An 18,337-nucleotide genomic window follows, 5' to 3' on the forward strand; every position below is an offset into this window, starting at 1 on the left:
CCGAAGGTGCCCGTGTCCGATACAGCGATCGGTCGATCAGAAGCGGTGCTGCAGGCCTACCGTCACGCCAACCTGGTTGTTGCCATAACCCGCCACGTCGCGCGACAGGCTCACGTTCTGGCCGTTCTTGGCCTTGGCGTAACCGGCAGACAGGTACGCCGTGGTGCGCTTGGACAGCGCGTACTGGCCGCGCACGGAGAACAGGATCGGATCGGCATCCGTACCGTCCTTGATGTTCTGCTTGTACACCGCGCCATACAGCGTGAAGGCCGGCGTCACGTCGTAGCTGGCGCCCGCCCAATACATATCGCTGCGCTGGCTTGCGGCAGCCGTCGTGAACGCGCGCTTGTAGTTGCGATAGCCTGCGAAGAGCTTCAGTGCACCAAAGTCGTAGCTGGCACCGGCGTGAATGCTCTGGATGTAATCGGTCGTGTCTGCCGGCGTGGTGCTCGTGCCTGCGCCGTTCTGGCGATCCCACGTGAGGGCTGCCGAGAAGCCGCCCACGCTGTAGCCGACGCCCAGGTCGTACTTGGAGCTGCTCTTGAAGTTGCCGGCTGCCTCGCCAAAGCCCACGGTGGCTGCTCGCGCTCGATGCGTGGCTGACGTATTCGCGCGCCATGACTGCGGCCAACGCCGCGTTTGACCGCACGCTCGAAGCGTCGCTCAAAGCCATGCGCGAAGGCGTGCGACTGCGCAACAAGCAATTCGCCATCGACCTGCCCTACCTCGCGCTGGAAATTCTGGAGTCGGAAACGGGCAGCAGCATCTTCTACCGGATTGTCGATACCGGGGGCGGCACACTCACTGGCTACGACGATCTACCCATGCCGAGCGGTCGGCACCCCACGGCATATCGCACCGTCTTCTACGACACGCTCTTTCGCGGCAGGCAGGTACGGATTGCCGCGCAGCTGTTGCCGGTGCGCGATGCCCTGTCGGCCGAAACGCATGTCATCTGGCTGCTGGCGGGAGAAACGTTGGAGCCGCGCGAGGCGCTAGCCCACGAAATCTTGGCGGGCCCATTGCAGCAGGAGGTGCTGCTCGTGGTGCTGGCCGTCTGCATCGTCTGGTGGGGCGTGCGGCGCGGCCTTCGACCGCTGCGGCAGTTGAGCGAAACCGTGGCCGGTCGCGGCACCGATGAGCTTGCCCGCTGCCGCAGCAGGGCCTGCCGGCAGAAGTCACCCCGCTGGTCGAGGCCATCAATCAGTATGTGGCGCGCCTGCTGCGCATGGTGCAGGCCCGCAAGCGCTTCTTTGCCGATGCCGCACATCAATTGAAGACGCCGCTGGCCGTGATCCAGGCGCAATCCGAACTCGCCCTGCGCGAGCCCGACGGTGACCGCATCCGCCGCCACCTTGAGCCGCTGCACGGCACCGTGCGCCAGGCCGCGAGGGGCGTGCAGCAACTGCTCTCGCTCTCGCGCCTGGAAACCGACAGCGGCTACGCACCGCAACTCCAGCCGCTGCGCCTCGACACACTGGCCGGCGATGTCGCGCTGGAACTGGCATCCGTTGCACGCAGATCCGGCGTCGACCTCGGTTTTGAAGGCGAACCGGTGACAGTGGCCGGCGAGTCGCAGTGGCTGCGGGAGCTGATCGGCAACCTGCTCGACAACGCCATCCTCTATGCCGGAAACGGGGCGCGCGTCACGCTGCGGGTCAAGCGGCAGGCGATGGCGATGCTGGGCGAGGGGGCGGTGCTGCAAGTGGAAGACGATGGCCCCGGCATTGCCGTGCCCGAGCGCGACGCGGTATTCGGCCGTTTCTATCGCGGCGCGGCATCGGAAGGCCACGACGGCAGCGGGCTGGGTCTGGCGATCGTGCGTGAGATCGCCCGCCTGCATGGCGGCACGGTCGCGCTGTCGGAAACACCCGGCGGAGGCTTGACCGTAAGCGTCTGCCTGGCGCTTGCATTGGCCGAAGAGCATCCTGCCTGAACGCCGGTTGCTGCACGACAACATTGTTTTCGTAGCGCTCGCGCGTTCCACCGAACACCGTGCACTGTTTGTGTACCGACGCGGCGCACCATTTTCACGCCGATTGAGCGGCCCTCTGTTCCGGCCAAATTGGTTCCATCCGCGCTCTGTTATGCCCGCCGCACGTGTGCTGGCATACGACCTAAACTCAGACACATCGGCACCACCACACGATCGACCGCCGAGCTTGCTCGGGCAAGGCATCCGGGGTTTTCCCTATTGTGGTGCCACGGGCCCGCGCGCCCGTGGGACGTGCCTGAGCGGCTGCCAAAAATGGCTCCATCAAATAACCGGGATTGGGTCCACTTGGCAGAACAATGAGCCGCTATAGTCCATCAACAATTCGTCACAAAACAGCATGTGGACCGAGGCAGATGGATCGGGAAACAGCACAACGGGCTGCATGAGCGCAAGCCAGCGAATGCAGTCTGCAGCCGACAGGGCTCAGGCTGGATGACCGACATGGTATGGAGGAAGCAGCAATGAAGACCGACGACGTGATCGTCAGCTTTCGCGGTGTACGCAAGACGTATGACGGCGAGACCCTCGTGGTCAAGCACCTGGACCTGGACATCTACCAGGGCGAGTTCCTCACCCTGCTCGGCCCCTCCGGCTCGGGCAAGACCACGTGCCTGATGATGCTGGCCGGGTTCGAATTCCCGACCGGCGGCGAAATCCGCCTCGAAGGTGCGCTGCTCAACAACGTGCCGCCGCACAAGCGCAACATCGGCATGGTGTTCCAGAACTACGCGCTGTTCCCGCACCTGACGGTGGCGCAGAACGTGGAATACCCGCTGACGGTGCGCAAGATCCCCGCCAGCGAGCGTGCAGACCGCGTGCACAAGGCCCTGCAGATGGTCCGCATGGAAGGCTTTGCCAAGCGCTACCCCGCCCAGCTCTCCGGCGGCCAGCAGCAGCGCATTGCCCTGGCCCGCGCGCTGGTGTTCGAGCCCAAGCTCGTGCTGATGGACGAGCCGCTCGGCGCGCTCGACAAGCAACTGCGCGAACACATGCAGTACGAGCTGAAGTCGCTGCACGAAAAGCTCGGCGTGACCTTCGTCTACGTGACGCACGACCAGGGCGAGGCGCTCACCATGTCCGACCGCGTGGCCGTGTTCGACAAGGGCATCGTGCAGCAGCTCGACACGGTGGACAGCCTCTACGAACGCCCCTGCAACGAGTTCGTCGCCAACTTCATCGGCGACAGCAACACGCTGCGCGGCACCGTCACCCGTGTCGACGGCGACTACTGCGAACTGCAACTGAACGACGGCGCCCGCATCATGGGCCGCAATATCGCCGGCGCCAATGTGGGGGCCGCCGCCACCGGCTGCATCCGCCCGGAGCGCATGCGCCTGGCCGAAGGCGCCTCCGCCGCCGGCAATGCGCTGATGGGCCAGACGCGCGGCCTCGTCTACTTTGGCGACCACGTGCGCATGCGCTGCGCCCTGCCCGATCAGCCCGAATGTTTTGTGAAGGTGCCGCTGGGCACGCGCGCGCTCGAAGGCTTCGCGCCGGGCGCGCCCATCCAGCTTGAGTTCGCGCCTGAACATCTGCGCGTTTTTGCATGACGCACGCGGGCAGCCCTGCCCGCATGCCTCGACCACACGTTGTACCCACACGCCAATAAGAGGAGCCAGGAATGAAACACATCACAAAGACGCGTCTGTCCGTGCTTGCCGGCGCATTCGCCATTGCATTCGGCGCGCACGCTGCGGAAATCACCGTTGTGAACTTCGGCGGCGCCAATGGTGACGCGCAGAAGGCCGCCTTCAACAAGCCGTTCGAGGCGCAGACCGGTAACAAGGTCACCGTGGTCGAGTACAACGGCGAGCAGGCCAAGATCAAGGCCATGGTGGAAGCCAAGCACGTCAACTGGGACGTAGTGGAAGTCGAATCGGGCGACATCGGCCGCGGGTGTGACGAAGGCCTGTTCGAGAAGCTCGACTGGAGCAAGATCGCCAAGAAGAGCGATCTGATCCCAGAGTCGCCGAGCACTTGCGGCGTGGGCTTCTTCGTGTGGTCGACCGCGATGGCGTACAACGCCGACAAGCTCAAGACTGCCCCGACCGGCTGGGCCGATTTCTGGGACGTGAAGAAATTCCCGGGCAAGCGCGGCATGCGCAAGGGTGCGCGCGGCAACCTGGAATTCGCGTTGATGGCCGACGGCGTGCCGGTCAAGGACGTCTACAAGGTGCTCGCCACCAAGGACGGCCAGAACCGCGCGTTCAAGAAGCTCGATCAGCTCAAGCCGAACATCCAGTGGTGGGAAGCCGGCGCACAGCCGCCGCAGTTCCTGGTGGCGGGTGACGTGGTGATGTCCACCGCGTTCAACGGCCGCATCGACGCCGCGCAGCGCGAAGGCAAGAACCTGAAGGTGGTCTGGAACGGCAGCATCTACGACCTGGACTACTGGGCCATCCCCAAGGGCACGCCCAACAAGGCGCTGGCCGAGCAGTACATCGCCTACACGCTGTCGCAGAAGCCGCAGCAGGAATACGCCAAGCACATCGCGTACGGCCCGGCCAACGTGGCGGCGATCAAGGCGCTCGACGCCAAGACGCAGGCCAACATGCCGAACTCCCCGGAGAACGCCAAGAACGCCGTGCTGCAGAACCTGCAGTTCTGGACCGACCACGGCGACGAGCTGGAACAGCGCTTCGCCTCGTGGGCGTCGAAGTAACCGCATAGCGGTGTAACGCAGTGACCGCGCGGATGCCTTGCAGGTTTGGCAAGGCATCCGCCGGACGAATTCCCGTAGCGATGGCGAGGCAGCATTGAACACCATGACGATCGCGGCTGAATCGGTTCCGGAATCGACGGCCAAACTCAAACGCGAATTGAAGAGCGCTGAGGCGCGCAGGCGTGCGATGGCGCTGGCGCTGGTGGCGCCGCTCGCCATCTTCCTGCTGCTGATCTTTGTCGTGCCGATCGGCGCCCTGCTCACGCGCGCCGTGCAAAACCCCGAGGTGGCCGACGCGCTGCCCAAGACAGTCATCGCCCTGAAAGACTGGGACCGCAAGAGCCCGCCGGCCGACGCCGCCTACGCCGCGCTCGCCGCAGACCTCACCATCGTGAGCGAAGGCGAAGCGATGGGCGCACTGGCCCGCCGCCTCAACACCGAAATCCCGGGCTTCCGCTCGCTGGTTGCAAAGACCGCGCGCGCCATGCCGCTGGCCGATGATCAGGGCAAGGCATTGACGCTGACACCCGGCCATATCCGCGCCAAACTCCTCGAAGTCGACGAGCGCTGGGGCGATGTCACGTATTGGCAGGCCATCGCCAAGAACAGCAGCCGCACGTCGCCGTTCTATCTGCTGGCCGCGCTGGACCACCGGCAGGATGCCTTCGGCCAGATCGAAGCGACCGACCCCGACGAGCAGATCTACGTGACGGTGTTCATCCGCACCTTCGTCATCAGCGCGATGGTGACGTTGTTCGCGCTGCTGCTGGGTTATCCGCTCTCGTACTGGATTGCCTCGCTGCCGGAGCGCCGCGCCAATCTCGTCATGGTGATGGTGCTGATCCCGTTCTGGACGTCCATCCTCGTGCGCGTGGCGGCGTGGATCGTGCTGCTGCAGACCGAGGGCCTGATCAACCACGGCCTGATGGACCTCGGCATCATCAAGGAGCCGCTGGCGCTGCTGTTCAACCGCGTGGGCGTGTACATCTCGATGACGCACATCCTGCTGCCGTTCATGATCCTGCCGCTGTACAGCGTGATGAAGTCGATCCCGCCCACGTACCAGCGCGCGGCAGTGTCGCTGGGCAGCCATCCGTTTGCCGCCTTCTGGCGCGTGTATGTGCCGCAGACGTATCCGGGCATCGGCGCCGGCGCGCTGCTGGTGTTCATTCTCGCGCTGGGCTACTACATCACCCCCGCACTGCTGGGCGGGCCGAACGACCAGATGGTCAGCTACTACGTGGCCTACTTCACCAACGTCACGATCAACTGGGGCATGGCCTGCGCGCTGGGTGCGCTGCTGTTGCTGGCGACGCTGGTGCTGTATGCCGTGTATGGACGCTTCACGCGGCCCAAGGTTCGCGTTGGTTGAACGGAGCCCATCGAAAATGAAACTCACCAAACCGATGTTCGCCCCGCACACCTCGCTCATCGAGCGCATTTGGTACTTCGCGCTGCGCGGCCTGGCCGTGCTGACGCTGCTCTACCTTGTGCTGCCGGTGCTGGTGATCGTGCCGCTGTCGTTCTCGTCGAGCACGTTCCTCTCGTACCCGATTCCGAGCTATTCGCTGCGCTGGTATCAGAACCTCGTCACGTCGGACGAATGGCGCATGGCCGCCAAGAACAGCTTCATCGTCGCGCCTGCCGCCACGATCGTGGCAACGGTACTGGGCACGCTGGCCGCCATCGGGCTGAACAAGGCCGACTTCCGTGGCAAGGGCCTGCTGATGGCGGTGCTGGTGTCGCCGATGATCGTGCCGGTGGTGGTCGTGGGCGTTGGCATGTATCTGTTCTTTGCCCCGCTGGGCCTGGCGAATACGTATATCGGGCTGATCCTCGCGCATGCGGCGCTGGGCGTGCCGTTTGTGGTGACGACCGTGCTGGCGACGCTGCAGGGCTTCAATCACAACCTCGTGCGGGCAAGCCTTTCGCTGGGTGCCAACCCGGTCGTGACGTTCTTCCGCATCACCCTGCCCGTGATCGCACCGGGCGTGATTTCCGGCGCGCTGTTTGCGTTTGCCACCTCATTTGATGAGGTGGTGGTGACGCTCTTCCTGGCGGGTGCCGATCAGGTGACGCTGCCACGCCAGATGTTCACAGGCATTCGCGAGAACATTTCGCCGACGATTGCGGCGCTGGCGACGATCTTGATTGTGTTTTCGACTTGCCTGCTGCTGACGTTTGAGTGGCTGCGGGGGCGGGCTGCGGCTAAGGCGGTGGCGTAAGCGGTTTGGGTTTTGGTTGTTTTCTGTGGTTCATTCCCTGTTTCAGCCCCGGCAGGGGGTGAAACAGGGAATGCGCTGCTGTCCCAAGCATCAAGCCCCAAGTTCCCACACCTCGGAACTCAACACGCGGGGCTTTTTGCTGGGCACTTCCAGTTCAGAACTCGACACGCGAAGCTCTTCGCACGGCGCTCAGAGCTCGGCAGTTGGCGTTCTGAACGCCATGCCCTTGGACGGGCGTGCTTAGAGGAACATCCCGCCCGAAGCTTCAATACGCTGCGCATTGATCCACCGGTTGTCCGGCGACAGCAGCGAGGCCACCACGCCGCCAATATCGTCCGGCACACCAGCGCGTCCCAGCGCCGTATTGGCCGCCACCATGGCATTGAGGCCCGCGTTGTCGCGCACCGCACCGCCACCAAAGTCCGTCTCGATGGCGCCCGGCGCCACCACGTTCACGGCAATGCCGCGCGGGCCGAGTTCCTTCGCCAGATACCGCGTCAGCACCTCCACCGCGCCCTTCATTGCCGCATACGCGCCGTAGCCCGGCAGCGCAAAACGCGCCAGCCCCGACGAGATATTGACGATGCGCCCGCCGTCAGCCATGAGCGGCAGCAGGATCTGCGTGAGGAAGAACACGCCCTTGAAGTGCACGTTCATCAGTTCGTCGAACTGGGCTTCGGTGGTTTCGGCTACAGCGGCATGCACGCCTACGCCGGCGTTGTTGACGAGGTAATCGAAGCGCTCGGCCTGCCACTGCGCCAGCACACTGCGCACGGCATCGGCAAAAGCAGGGAACGTGGCGATCTTGCCGGTGTCGAGCTGCAAGGCGGCGGCACGGCGGCCCTGGGCTGTCAGTTCGGCGACGAGGGCATCGGCTTCAGCGCGGTTAGTGCGGTAGGTGAAAATCACGTCGGTGCCGCGCTGGGCCAGCTTCTGCACCATGTTCTTGCCAAGGCCGCGGCTGCCGCCGGTGATGATCGCGATGGGGGTATGGGTCTGCGTCATGGTTGCTCTCCGGTTGGGTTTGGGATGGGTGTTGAACACCGTGAGAGCATGGTATTGAGCGATAAATAAAGAATAAATCTCGCTTATCCTATCTCTGTGTTTGCTCACAGATAACAATCAACGGCCCGCCATGTCCACCAACCGACTCGAAGCCATGCAGATCTTTGTGCGCGTGGCCGAACTTGCCAGCTTCACGCGTGCGGCAGAAGCGCTGAGCATTCCCAAACCGGCCGCCTCGGTGGCGGTGCAGCAGCTGGAAACGATGCTCGGCACGCGCCTGCTGCACCGGACCACCCGCAAGGTGCAGCTTACGCAGGACGGCCAGACGTTCTATGAGCGCTGCCAGGATCTGCTGGCCGACATGGACGAGCTGCAAACGATGTTCCGCCAGAGCCCGCAAGCCCTGCGCGGCCGCCTGCGTGTCGACATGCCGGTGGGCGTTGCGCGCCGCATCGTCATCCCCGCCCTGCCCGCGCTGCTCGATGCGCATCCCGAGCTGGAAATCGAACTCTCCAGCACCGACCGCCGCGTTGACCCTGTACGCGAAGGCTTCGACTGCGTATTGCGCTTCGGCGCGCTGACCGACAGCAGCCTGATCGCCCGCCCGCTCGGTCAACTGCATCAGGTCAACTGCGCGAGCCCCGCCTACATCGCGCGCTATGGCATGCCGAGAACGCTCGACGACCTCGACCGCCATCGCATCGTCCACTACGTGCAGACGCTGGGGACGAAATCGCCTGGATGGGAATACACGGTGGACGGCCGCTCCGCATTCCGGCCGATGAAAGGCGCGGTGACAGTCAGCTCGGCCGAGAGCTACGACGCTGCGTGCCGCGCGGGGCTGGGGATGATCCAGGCGCCGGTGTACGCGGGGCTGTCGTCGGCGATTGCGGACGGCACGCTCATCGACGTCATGCCCGACTTCCGGCCCCCGCCGATGCCGGTGTCGCTGGTGTACCCGAACCGGCGGAATCTGCCGGTTCGGGTGCAAGTATTCATGAACTGGATGGCAAACCTGTTGGCGACGCACCTGGAGACGGCATCGAGCGGGCGATAGTGAGCGAGGTCACTGCGCCGGCTTATCGCTGCGCTTTTTCAGGTTGGCGCGCAGTGCATCGCTCATCGGCATGTCGAGGTTTGCACCGGCCGGCGGGATGGGCGACTCGAACCATTTCTTGTACAGCGCGGTGAATTCGCCGGATTTCATGAGCCGTGTGATGGTCGCATCCACGAGCCGCTTGAAGGCGGGGTCGTCCTTGCGAACCATGCAGGCGTACGGCTCGACCTGCAGGGTTTCCGCCACGACTTCCAGCGCAGCGGAATTTGCAGAATTGGCACGCAGGCCGTACAGCAGTACGTCATCGAGCGCCAATGCCGTCGCTCGGCCGGTTTCGACGAGCTTCAACGCGTCTGCGTAGTCCTTGCCGGAAATGATCTGGACGTCGATGTTGTGTTCTACAGCAAACTTCTTGAGCACCTTTTCGTTCGTGCTGCCTGCCGTGCTCGCGACGGTCTTGCCGGCCAGGTCCGGGTAGTTTTTGATGCCCGAATCGCGCTTGGTCAAGAGGCGCGTTCCCGCGTAGAAGAAATTGATCGAGAAGGCCACGTCCTTGCCGCGCGCGCTGGTGTTGGTGGTCGATCCGCATTCGAGGTCGTAGGTGCCGTTCACCAGCAGCGGGATCCGATTCGTGCCGGTCACCGGAATCGCGTCGACCTGCAGAGACGGCTTCTTCAGCCGGGCGCGCACATCGTCGACGATGGCTTGCGTCAGGTCGACGGAAAATCCGACCGCCTTGTTCGGGGCCAGCAAGTAGCTGAACGGAACCGCCGCTTCACGGTAACCAACCGTGATCTTGCCTGCCGCAGCGACCTTTTCCAGCGTCTGGGCGTGGATGCCCTGCGCCGCCACCGTTAGACCCGCCACGACAAGCGTGGAAGCGAGTGTGTGTCTCGTGTTCATTTGCGTCTCCATGGATGCGTCCCGCACTCTGTAGGCTTTTGGCAGCTACAGCGCCCTCCCTACGGAATCTAGGCGCAACCCCGTTCTTGCCATTGATGCAGGTCAACATGCCGGACCCGTGTGGCTCAGCATGAAAAAAAAAGCGCCGAGTTGCCCCGGCGCGTTGTTCATCGTTCTGTCCAGCGTGCGCATTGGCACGCCCTATTCCGTCAGAACCTGTGATTGACCCGCACATACGCGGACTGCGTAGACACGTGGCTCGTGTTGAGGGTCGCATCCACGCCCAACGACACCGTGGTTGCCTTGGTTGCCTGAAGCGTGACGCTGGCACCGGTCGTCAGGAACGAACGCGGCAGATCGGTGCCCGGGGCGGTGAACGCGGTGCCGTCCTGGCTCTGGACCTGGACGACGCGCCCCGCGTTCATCAGCTCGTGCGCATAGCCCGCGCGAAGCTGCACGTTGAGCGGGCGCACATCACCGAAGGCCTTGTCGAGCGTGACGCCCACATACGGCTGGAGACTGCGCGCGCTGTTCGGACCGACTTGCAGGTTCTGGCCGTTTGCGCCGTTCTCGCCGAAGCCGCTGCCGCGCACATAGGCATAACGCATGCCGACGTGTGGCGCGAGCCGGATGCCGCCCATCTCCAGGGGCAAGCTGGCCTGCGTGGCGGCGGTGAATTCGTGCGCCAGATGGTCGCCCTCAGCGGTACCCACACTGCCAAACGGCCGCTTCTGCGAGAGGAAATCGAGCCCATAGCCCACGGTTGCCGATAGATCGACGGCGCCCATCGGCTGCGCGCCGTAAAGCGCCACGCGCAACGTGTCGATGGTGCCCGATGCGCCGGTGGTGTCTTCGCCGAGCGTGGTGTGCGTGTAGCCGCCCGCTACGCCAACGGTGGCGGCACCCACGCGGCCCTCCGCGCCCGCGAGGAACCCATAGGCATGCGTGAGGAAGCCCGGCGCATTGCCCGACCCACCCACCTTCGTGCTGGAGCCGCTGGCCGTGACCCACACATCTTTGGAACCAGCCAGGGCATCCTGCGGCCCCGACACCCGACCGAGCAGCGCCGCGTTGGCGCCCTGTGCCTGCAGCAGCGCTGTCGTGCCCTGCGCCGTGTAGATGGTGGTCTTTGTCGGCGCCACGACGGTCGGACTGCCTGGGTTGCCGGGCGCTGTTGCTTCAGCAAGCAGCACGTCGACCGCATTCCTTCCGTAGTCCACCGATGTCTGTAACGTGCCGAGGTTGGCTCCGGCCGTTGCTGTGTTGACGTTTGCGAAGCGCCCCGTCACGCCACTGGCTGCGCTCAGCACGGTGTAGCGGCGGGCGGTATAGGTGCCTGGATCGAACACGATGGCCAGCGAGCCGCCGAGCGCTGCCGCACCGCCCACGCGCAGTTGCGCTGCGTCCGTGGGGCTGACTTCGATGGCGAGCATCCCCGTCGAGCCTTGCGTGTAATTGCCGCCCACGGAAAGCGTTCCGATGGAGCCGCCCGGCGCGACCACCCCGCTGCTGCTCACATCGCCGGAAACCGTGCCATGGCCGCGCAGGGTGCCCAGCGCGTTCACCAGGACATTGCCGCCAAGCACAGCACCGGCGTTCGCTGCATCGCCAACGGCCAGGGTGCCGCCCGCTACCGTGGTCGACCCCGAGAAGCCGCTGCTGACACCGTTGAGCGTGAGCGTGCCCGTGCCCTGCTTGATCAACGCGCCGTTGCCGCTCAGGCTGCCGCTGAAGGTTTGGGAGGAATCGTCGGCCAGCGTAAGCGCGCTGCCGTTCAGCACCACGCGGCTACCAGCTACGCCGGAGAGATACGCCACCGTCTGGTTGCCGCCAGCAGACAGATCGAGTGACGAACTGGCCCCCGTGAGCGTGACGCGCGTAGCCGAAGCCAGGCGGCCGGCACCCGACAGCGCCAGCGTGCCGGCGTTGATGGTCGTTGCCCCGCTATAGGTGTTCACGCCGGACAGTGTTTGCATGCCGCCATTCAGCGTGAGGCCACCCGTACCGCCGATCGCGCCGCTAAACGCGCCGCCTGCATTGGCCAGCGTGAGTGTCCGGCTGCCCAGGGCGACCGCGCCCGAGCCGCTCAACGCGTTGATGGTGGCGCCGGCGGTCGTCCCGGAAATATCGAACGAGCCGTTGTTGACCACGCCGCTCGAGGCCGCAATGCTGCCTCCCCCGGTCAACGCCAGTGTGCCGGCGTTGATCGTCGTCGCGCCGGTAAAGCCGTTCGCACCCGACAGCGTTTGCGCGCCATTGGCGACCGTGAGGCCGCCCGTACCGCCAATCGCGCCGCTGAACGTGCCGGCTGCGTTGGCCAGCGTGAGTGTCCGGCTGCCCAGGGCAACTGCGCCCGTGCCGGTCAATGCGTTGATGGTGGCGCCGGAGGTCGTCCCCGAAATATCGAACGTGCCGTTGTTCACCACACCGCTCGAAGCGGCGATACTGCCCGCGCCGGACAACGCGAGCGTGCCCGCATTGATGGTCGTGCTGCCGGCATAGCCCGCCGTGCCCGAGATGGTCAACGTGCCAGCCCCCGTTTGCACCACATTGCCCGACCCGCTGATGGTGCCTGCGTACGTCACTGCATCGCTGCGGTTGAAAGCCAGCGTGCCGTTGTTGACGATATTGCCCGCCACCGAGCCGGTGGTCGCACCGTTGCCGATCTGCAGCGTGCCGGTGGTGATGGTAGTCGCGCCCGTGTAGGTGTTGCCGCCCGTCAGCGTGATCGTTCGACTGCCGGTGACGCCCACGCTGCCCGCGCCCGATATGACGCCTGAAACAACGAGATTCGTCGTGGTCGAATCGAGCGTGACACGCGACGTGGCGTCGCCCAGCGTGACGTTGTTGGACAGCGAGAGGCCTGCACTGCCGGCCGTGATCTTGGCGGCTGCGCCCGCCGCCACGTCGAGGTTGCCGATGATGTTGGAACCCGTCAGCAGTTGCAGCGTGTTGTTCGTCCCATTGAACTGGATGGCAGCCGCCCGCGTGACACCGTCGCTGTACAGGCCGCCGCTAATGGTGCCGCCATTGACGATGACGTCACCGTTGGTAATGACACCCACGCCCGCGGCACCGCCATTGCCCGCACCGCCGGTGATCGTGCCAACGTTGGAAAGCACGTTGAACCCGGCAGCCAGATTGACGCCCGCGCCGCTGGCGCCGGCCGTGCTGCCGCCGCCACCACTGGCACCGCCTACACCGCCCACGATCGACCCAATGTTGGTCACCTGGGTACCGGAGCCCAAGGTCAGCAACCCGTCGCCGCCACCGCCGCCGCCGCCCGGGTTCCCGGCAGTACCTCCGTTGCCGCCGTTGCCGCCGATCAGCGTGCCCTGGTTGTTCACGTCGGCTGCCGGCGTCACCATGACGAACGCTGCGCCGCCACCGCCGCCGCCACCGCCGTTGGAGGCCGGCCCCGCCATTTCCGCCCGCGCCGCCCTGCACGGTCACCCCGCCGTTGACTGTGACGCTGGTGCCAGTGGAATACACGCCCGCACCGCCGCCGCCCGCGCCGCCTGCAAAAGTGAATCCGTCGAACGCTTGGCCAGACCCGCCCTGCGCGTTTGCATTGACCACGGCATCGCCAGCGAGCACGACTGCGGGCGCGCCGCCCGGGCCGCCCTGCCCGCTGTCGTTCGTGGCACCGGTGCCGCCCGTCCCGCCGGAAGTCGGCCCGCCCGGGACCTGAACGGTGGCCGAGCCTCCGCCCAGCGTCGACGAACCACCGCCCCCGCCATTGCCGCTGCCGCCATTACCGCTGCGGTTCGGGATGCCATTGCCGCCAGCAGCGCTGCAGGCTGCGATCGTGCTCGACGAGCAGGTCGCGGCCCAGCTCGGGAGTGCCGCGCCGGCCAGACCGAGTGATACGCCAATCGAAAGGATGGATGCGCGCCGACGCGCATGGGTCGTGTCGCCGCTGGCGTCAACGCCCCCGCGCGATGCCTTTGTCAGTTCCGATACCACTTGCGGAGCACGCAAGGTGCGGCTCCAGACCAGCCGATAGACCCGGTTCATGTTGATCCCCTCATCGCGTAGTCCCATGGGTCGGGCGCTGATCATTGAGAGGCTGGACCGTGGCGCGAGTGACCCGCTTTTTTGTCTTGTCGTTCTCTGGCGCGCCGGCTGCGGGAACTGCGTTTTCGGCTCATCGGCCGGGGCGCATGCGCGCGAAATATAACATTTGCCTAGGAAACATTGCCCGGGCTGTCGGTAAGGGTTGATGTCCAGCCTCGTCGTCCCAACGGAGGGCGAAAAAAAAACGCGCCGAGTCGCCCCGGCGCGTTCTTCGTTTTGCTGCTGAGCGGACTGCTTACGCCATCCACTTCCGCGCGTTGCGGAACATCCGCATCCACGGGCTGCTGCCGTCGCCGGCGGCTTCCCACTCCTTCGGATGCCAGCTCATCTGCACGGCGCGGAACACGCGTTCCGGGTGCGGCATCAGTGCGGTGAAGCGGCCGTCGTGCGTCGTCACCGAGGCAATGCCCTTAGGCGAGCCGTTCGGGTTCAGCGGGTACGTCTGCGTGACTTCGCCGCGGTTGTCGACGTAGCGCAGGCCAACAGCCACCTTGTCGATGTCGCCTTGCTGCGAGAAGTCGGCATAGCCTTCGCCGTGCGCTACGACGATGGGAATGCGGCTGCCTTCCATGCCCGCGTAGAAGATCGACGGCGATGCTTCGACCTGCACGGTCACCAGACGCCCTTCGTACTGCTCCGACTGGTTGCGCGTGAACTTCGGCCATGCACCGGCGCCCGGGATGATCGGGGCGAGGTTCGCCATCATCTGGCAGCCGTTGCACACGCCCAGCGCGATCGAATCGGTGCGGTTGAAGAAAGCCGCGAACTGCTCGGCGAGCATGCTGTTGAAGAGGATCGTCTTCGCCCAGCCTTCGCCCGCGCCCAGCACGTCGCCGTAGCTGAAACCGCCGCAGGCGACGAAGCCCTTGAAGCTGGCGAGGTTCGTGCGGCCCGCCAGCAGGTCGCTCATGTGCACGTCGTAGGTATCGAAGCCGGCCTTGTCCATCGCGTAAGCCATTTCGATCTGCGAGTTCACGCCCTGCTCGCGCAGGATCGCCATGCGCGGGCGGGCACCCGTGGCGATGAACGGTGCAGCCACGTCATCAGCCAAGTCGAACGTGAGCTTGGGTGAGATGCCCGGGTCTTCAGCGTCGAGGATGCGGTCGTATTCGCTCTGCGTGCACTCGGGGTTGTCGCGCAGGCTGGCGATGCGCCAGGAGACATCCGTCCAGGTGCGTTGCAGTTCGATGCGCGACGCGCTGAACACCTTCTTGGCGTCGCGCCAGACTTCAATGTGGTCGTTGGCGTTGGGCGCGCCGATCACGTGGCTGCAACCGGCCAGGCCGTGCTCGCGCAGCACCGCAAAGACGGCGTCGCGCTGGGCCAGCGGCACCTGGATGACGGCACCGAGTTCTTCGGCAAACAGCGCACGCAGCGTCAGATCGGCGCGGCGACCGGAGACTTGCTGCGCCCAGTTCTTGGCGTCGCCGTAGTCGGATTCATGCGCGCCGTCGAGCGTGAGCATGTCGACGTTGATCGACACGCCGCAGTGGCCGGCGAAGGCCATTTCGCAGACGGTCGCCCACAAGCCACCGTCGGAGCGGTCGTGATAGGCCAGCAGCGAGCCGCTGGCATTCAGTTGCTGGATGGCGGCGAAGAAGCGCTTGAGGTCTTCGGCGTCATCTACGTCCGGCACGCTGTTGCCGATCTGCTCCGTGACTTGCGCCAGGATGCTGCCGCCCATGCGGTTCTTGCCGCGGCCCAGGTCAATCAGGATCAGCGTGCTGTCCGCCGGCGCGTTGGCTGATTCGACTTGCTTGAGCTGCGGCGTGAGCGTCTTGCGCACGTCCGTCACCGGCGCAAACGCCGAGACGATGAGCGAGACCGGCGCGACCACTTCCTTCGCCGCGCCTTCGTCTTCCCACTTCGTGCGCATCGACAGCGAATCCTTGCCCACCGGAATGCTGATGCCCAGTGCCGGGCACAGCTCCATGCCGACCGCTTTGACGGTGTCGTACAGGCGCGCGTCTTCACCATTCACGCCGCAGGCGGCCATCCAGTTGGCCGACAGCTTCAGTTGAGTGAGGGAGTCGATCGGGGCGGCGGCGATGTTGGTGATGGACTCGCCGATAGCCATGCGGCCCGAAGCCGGTGCGTTGATGACGGCCAGCGGCGTGCGCTCGCCCATCGTCATCGCTTCACCGGCGTAGCCCTTGTAGTCCAGCGTGGTGACGGCCACGTCGGCCACCGGCACCTGCCAAGGGCCGACCATCTGGTCGCGCGTGTTCAAGCCGCCAACGGTGCGGTCCCCAATGGTGATGAGGAACGACTTGCTGGCCACCGTCGGATGACGCAGCACGTCGCGTGCGACGACTTCCAGGTCCAGACCGGTGACATCGACTTCCGGCAGTTCCTGCGCGACGCGGCGCACGTCACGGTGCATGCGCGGCGGCTTGCCGAGCAGCACGTCCATCGGCATGTTGACCGGGAAGTGTTCGGGCAGGTCGGCTGCGGTGTCGCTGTCGACCACTTGCAGTTGCTGTTCATCCGTGGCGAAGCCGACCACCGAGAACGGGGCGCGCTCGCGCTCGCACATGGCCTGGAAGCGCGGGAAATCGCCGGGGGCAATCGCGAGCGTGTAACGCTCTTGCGATTCGTTGCACCAGATTTCTGCAGGGCTCAAGCCCGACTCTTCCAGATGCACCTGACGCAGATCGAAGCGCGCGCCCTTTCCGGCGCCGTCCACGATTTCCGGGAAGGCGTTGGAGATGCCGCCCGCGCCCACGTCGTGGATCGACAGGATCGGGTTGTCTTCGCCCAGCGCCCAGCACGCGTTGATGACTTCCTGCGCGCGGCGCTGCATTTCGGGGTTGCCGCGCTGGACGGAATCGAAGTCCAGGTCGGCGGTATTGGTGCCGGTAGCCATCGAGCTGGCAGCACCGCCGCCCATGCCGATGCGCATGCCGGGTCCGCCCAGCTGGATCAGCAGCGTACCGGCCGGCAGGCCGTGCTTGTGCGTATGACCTGCGTCGATATTGCCGATACCGCCCGCGATCATGATCGGTTTGTGATAACCGCGCACAGTGCCGCCGACGTTCTGCTCGTAGACGCGGAAGTAGCCGCCGAGGTTGGGCCGGCCAAATTCGTTGTTGAACGCAGCGCCGCCGATCGGGCCTTCGATCATGATCTGCAGCGGCGAGGCGATGCGGTCCGGCTTGCCGACCGGGCCCGGTGCAGCTTCATCCGGGTTGCGGTGCGCCACCGGCTGGGCGGTATCGCGCGCGTTTTCCCACGATTGCACGGCTTCCGGCAGCAGCAGGTTCGACACGGTAAAGCCAGTCAGGCCCGCCTTGGGCTTGGCGCCGCGGCCGGTTGCGCCTTCGTCTCGGATTTCACCGCCGGCGCCGGTCGACGCACCCGGGAACGGCGAAATGGCCGTCGGGTGGTTGTGCGTCTCCACCTTCATCAGCGTGTGCGTGAGGGCTTCGCGGCGGCCATATTGCGGCACGCCTGTCTCGCCTTCCGTGCCAGCGTGCGCAAACCAGCGCTCGGCCATGCCGCCTTCCATCACGGCGGCGTTGTCGGAATACGCGACGATCGTGCCCTGCGGCGCCAACTGGTGCGTGTTGCGGATCATCGCGAAGAGCGACTTGTCTTGCGTCTGGCCGTCGATGGTCCAGTCTGCGTTGAAGATCTTGTGCCGGCAGTGCTCGCTGTTGGCCTGCGCAAACATCATCAGCTCGACGTCGGTCGGGTTGCGTTCGAGCTTGCGGTAGGCGTCGACCAGGTAGTCGATTTCATCGTCAGACAGGGCGAGGCCCATCTCGACGTTGGCGGCTTCCAAGGCACGACGACCAGCATCCTGGCCACCGGCGATATCGACAAAGCGCAGTGCCTTGGCGGGCAGCACGTCGAACAGGCCATAGCCGGCTTCGCGCGAGTCGATGACGGTTTCGGTCATGCGGTCGTGCAGATGCTCGGCGACGGCGGCGCGGGTGGCGTCGTCCAGGTGCTTGGCAGCACCGGTCAGGCTGCGAATGAGGCCCTTCTTGCATGTGACGGTGAATTCCACGCCGCGCTCGATGCGATGGATTTGCGGCAGTGCGCAGTGGCGGGCGATTTCCGTCGCCTTGCTGGCCCATGGCGAGATCGTGCCGAAGCGCGGGATGACCACAAAACGGTCGCCCTCGACATCGGCCGGCGCGGGCGAACCGTAGGTCAGCAGCGCTTGCACACGGGCGGCTTCATCGGCCGACAGGGGCGTGTCGGCGGCCACGAAATGCAGATATTGGGCACTGACGCCATCGATGTCCGGATCGATGCGCTTGAGGGTGGAAAGCAGGCGTTGCTGGCGGAAGGCGGACAGCGCGAGAGCGCCGGGAAAGCACGAGAAATGCGCCATGGTGGGCAAGGCAGGCAGTAGCTGGAAGAGGAGGTTCCCGGCGTGCGCGGGGAAACCGCCATTGTACCTT

The 18,337-nt window shown here is 65.2% G+C and carries 8 protein-coding genes and 3 pseudogenes; 6 read left to right on the forward strand and 5 right to left on the reverse strand.

From position 1 onward, the window contains the following. Positions 1-36: 36 nt before the first annotated feature. Positions 37-579, reverse strand: a pseudogene (locus ACUXH0_RS08490) (porin); the annotation flags it as partial. On the opposite strand from ACUXH0_RS08490, the pseudogene ACUXH0_RS08495 reads away from it, so the two are divergent. The 5 genes and pseudogenes from ACUXH0_RS08495 (at position 555) to ACUXH0_RS08515 (ending at position 6,883) form a co-directional block, all read left to right on the forward strand. After that, positions 555-1,936 (forward strand): annotated as a pseudogene (locus tag ACUXH0_RS08495) (sensor histidine kinase). The pseudogenes ACUXH0_RS08490 and ACUXH0_RS08495 overlap by 25 nt on opposite strands. Positions 1,937-2,457: 521 nt before the next feature. Next, positions 2,458-3,546, forward strand: coding sequence for an ABC transporter ATP-binding protein (locus tag ACUXH0_RS08500; protein ID WP_024972676.1), 1,089 nt, complete (start codon positions 2,458-2,460; stop codon positions 3,544-3,546). Positions 3,547-3,617: 71 nt separating this feature from the next. Further along, positions 3,618-4,658, forward strand: a complete 1,041-nt coding sequence (locus tag ACUXH0_RS08505) for an ABC transporter substrate-binding protein (RefSeq protein WP_012435582.1) — start codon at positions 3,618-3,620, stop codon at positions 4,656-4,658. Positions 4,659-4,761: 103 nt separating this feature from the next. Then, positions 4,762-6,030: an ABC transporter permease gene (locus tag ACUXH0_RS08510; protein ID WP_012435583.1), complete on the forward strand. Its 1,269-nt coding sequence runs from the start codon at positions 4,762-4,764 to the stop codon at positions 6,028-6,030. Between the two features lie 16 nt (positions 6,031-6,046). Continuing rightward, a complete protein-coding gene (locus tag ACUXH0_RS08515; RefSeq protein ID WP_009238074.1) occupies positions 6,047-6,883 on the forward strand; it encodes an ABC transporter permease in 837 nt (278 codons plus the stop codon). 240 nt (positions 6,884-7,123) lie between these two features. On the opposite strand, the gene ACUXH0_RS08520 is transcribed toward ACUXH0_RS08515, so the two are convergent. After that, complete coding sequence (locus ACUXH0_RS08520) at positions 7,124-7,888, reverse strand: SDR family NAD(P)-dependent oxidoreductase (RefSeq protein ID WP_182593891.1); 765 nt, start codon at positions 7,886-7,888, stop codon at positions 7,124-7,126. Positions 7,889-8,018: 130 nt separating this feature from the next. Between ACUXH0_RS08520 and ACUXH0_RS08525 the strand changes: the two genes are divergently transcribed. Further along, positions 8,019-8,945, forward strand: coding sequence for a LysR family transcriptional regulator (locus ACUXH0_RS08525; protein ID WP_182593892.1), 927 nt, complete (start codon positions 8,019-8,021; stop codon positions 8,943-8,945). A gap of 9 nt (positions 8,946-8,954) precedes the next feature. On the opposite strand, the gene ACUXH0_RS08530 is transcribed toward ACUXH0_RS08525, so the two are convergent. The 3 genes and pseudogenes from ACUXH0_RS08530 to purL all read right to left on the reverse strand — a co-directional run bounded on the left by ACUXH0_RS08530 (position 8,955) and on the right by purL (position 18,267). After that, positions 8,955-9,848 (reverse strand): transporter substrate-binding domain-containing protein, encoded by an 894-nt coding sequence (locus ACUXH0_RS08530; RefSeq protein ID WP_182593893.1) that lies wholly within the window; start codon positions 9,846-9,848, stop codon positions 8,955-8,957. A gap of 209 nt (positions 9,849-10,057) precedes the next feature. Further along, positions 10,058-13,865 (reverse strand): annotated as a pseudogene (locus ACUXH0_RS08535) (autotransporter domain-containing protein). Between the two features lie 295 nt (positions 13,866-14,160). Next, entirely contained in the window at positions 14,161-18,267 is a 4,107-nt protein-coding gene (gene purL, locus ACUXH0_RS08540) for a phosphoribosylformylglycinamidine synthase (RefSeq protein ID WP_182593894.1), read from the reverse strand. Between the last annotated feature and the right edge of the window lie 70 nt (positions 18,268-18,337).

Source organism: Ralstonia sp. 110700041-2 (genome assembly GCF_056280165.1).

Coding starts and splice junctions, on each gene's coding strand:
- ACUXH0_RS08530 (WP_182593893.1), bottom strand. CDS start 9,848: ATGAACACGAGACACACACTCGCTTCCACGCTTGTCGTGGCGGGTCTA.
- ACUXH0_RS08500 (WP_024972676.1), top strand. CDS start 2,458: ATGAAGACCGACGACGTGATCGTCAGCTTTCGCGGTGTACGCAAGACG.
- ACUXH0_RS08515 (WP_009238074.1), top strand. CDS start 6,047: ATGAAACTCACCAAACCGATGTTCGCCCCGCACACCTCGCTCATCGAG.
- ACUXH0_RS08510 (WP_012435583.1), top strand. CDS start 4,762: ATGACGATCGCGGCTGAATCGGTTCCGGAATCGACGGCCAAACTCAAA.
- ACUXH0_RS08520 (WP_182593891.1), bottom strand. CDS start 7,888: ATGACGCAGACCCATACCCCCATCGCGATCATCACCGGCGGCAGCCGC.
- ACUXH0_RS08505 (WP_012435582.1), top strand. CDS start 3,618: ATGAAACACATCACAAAGACGCGTCTGTCCGTGCTTGCCGGCGCATTC.
- ACUXH0_RS08525 (WP_182593892.1), top strand. CDS start 8,019: ATGTCCACCAACCGACTCGAAGCCATGCAGATCTTTGTGCGCGTGGCC.
- purL (WP_182593894.1), bottom strand. CDS start 18,267: ATGGCGCATTTCTCGTGCTTTCCCGGCGCTCTCGCGCTGTCCGCCTTC.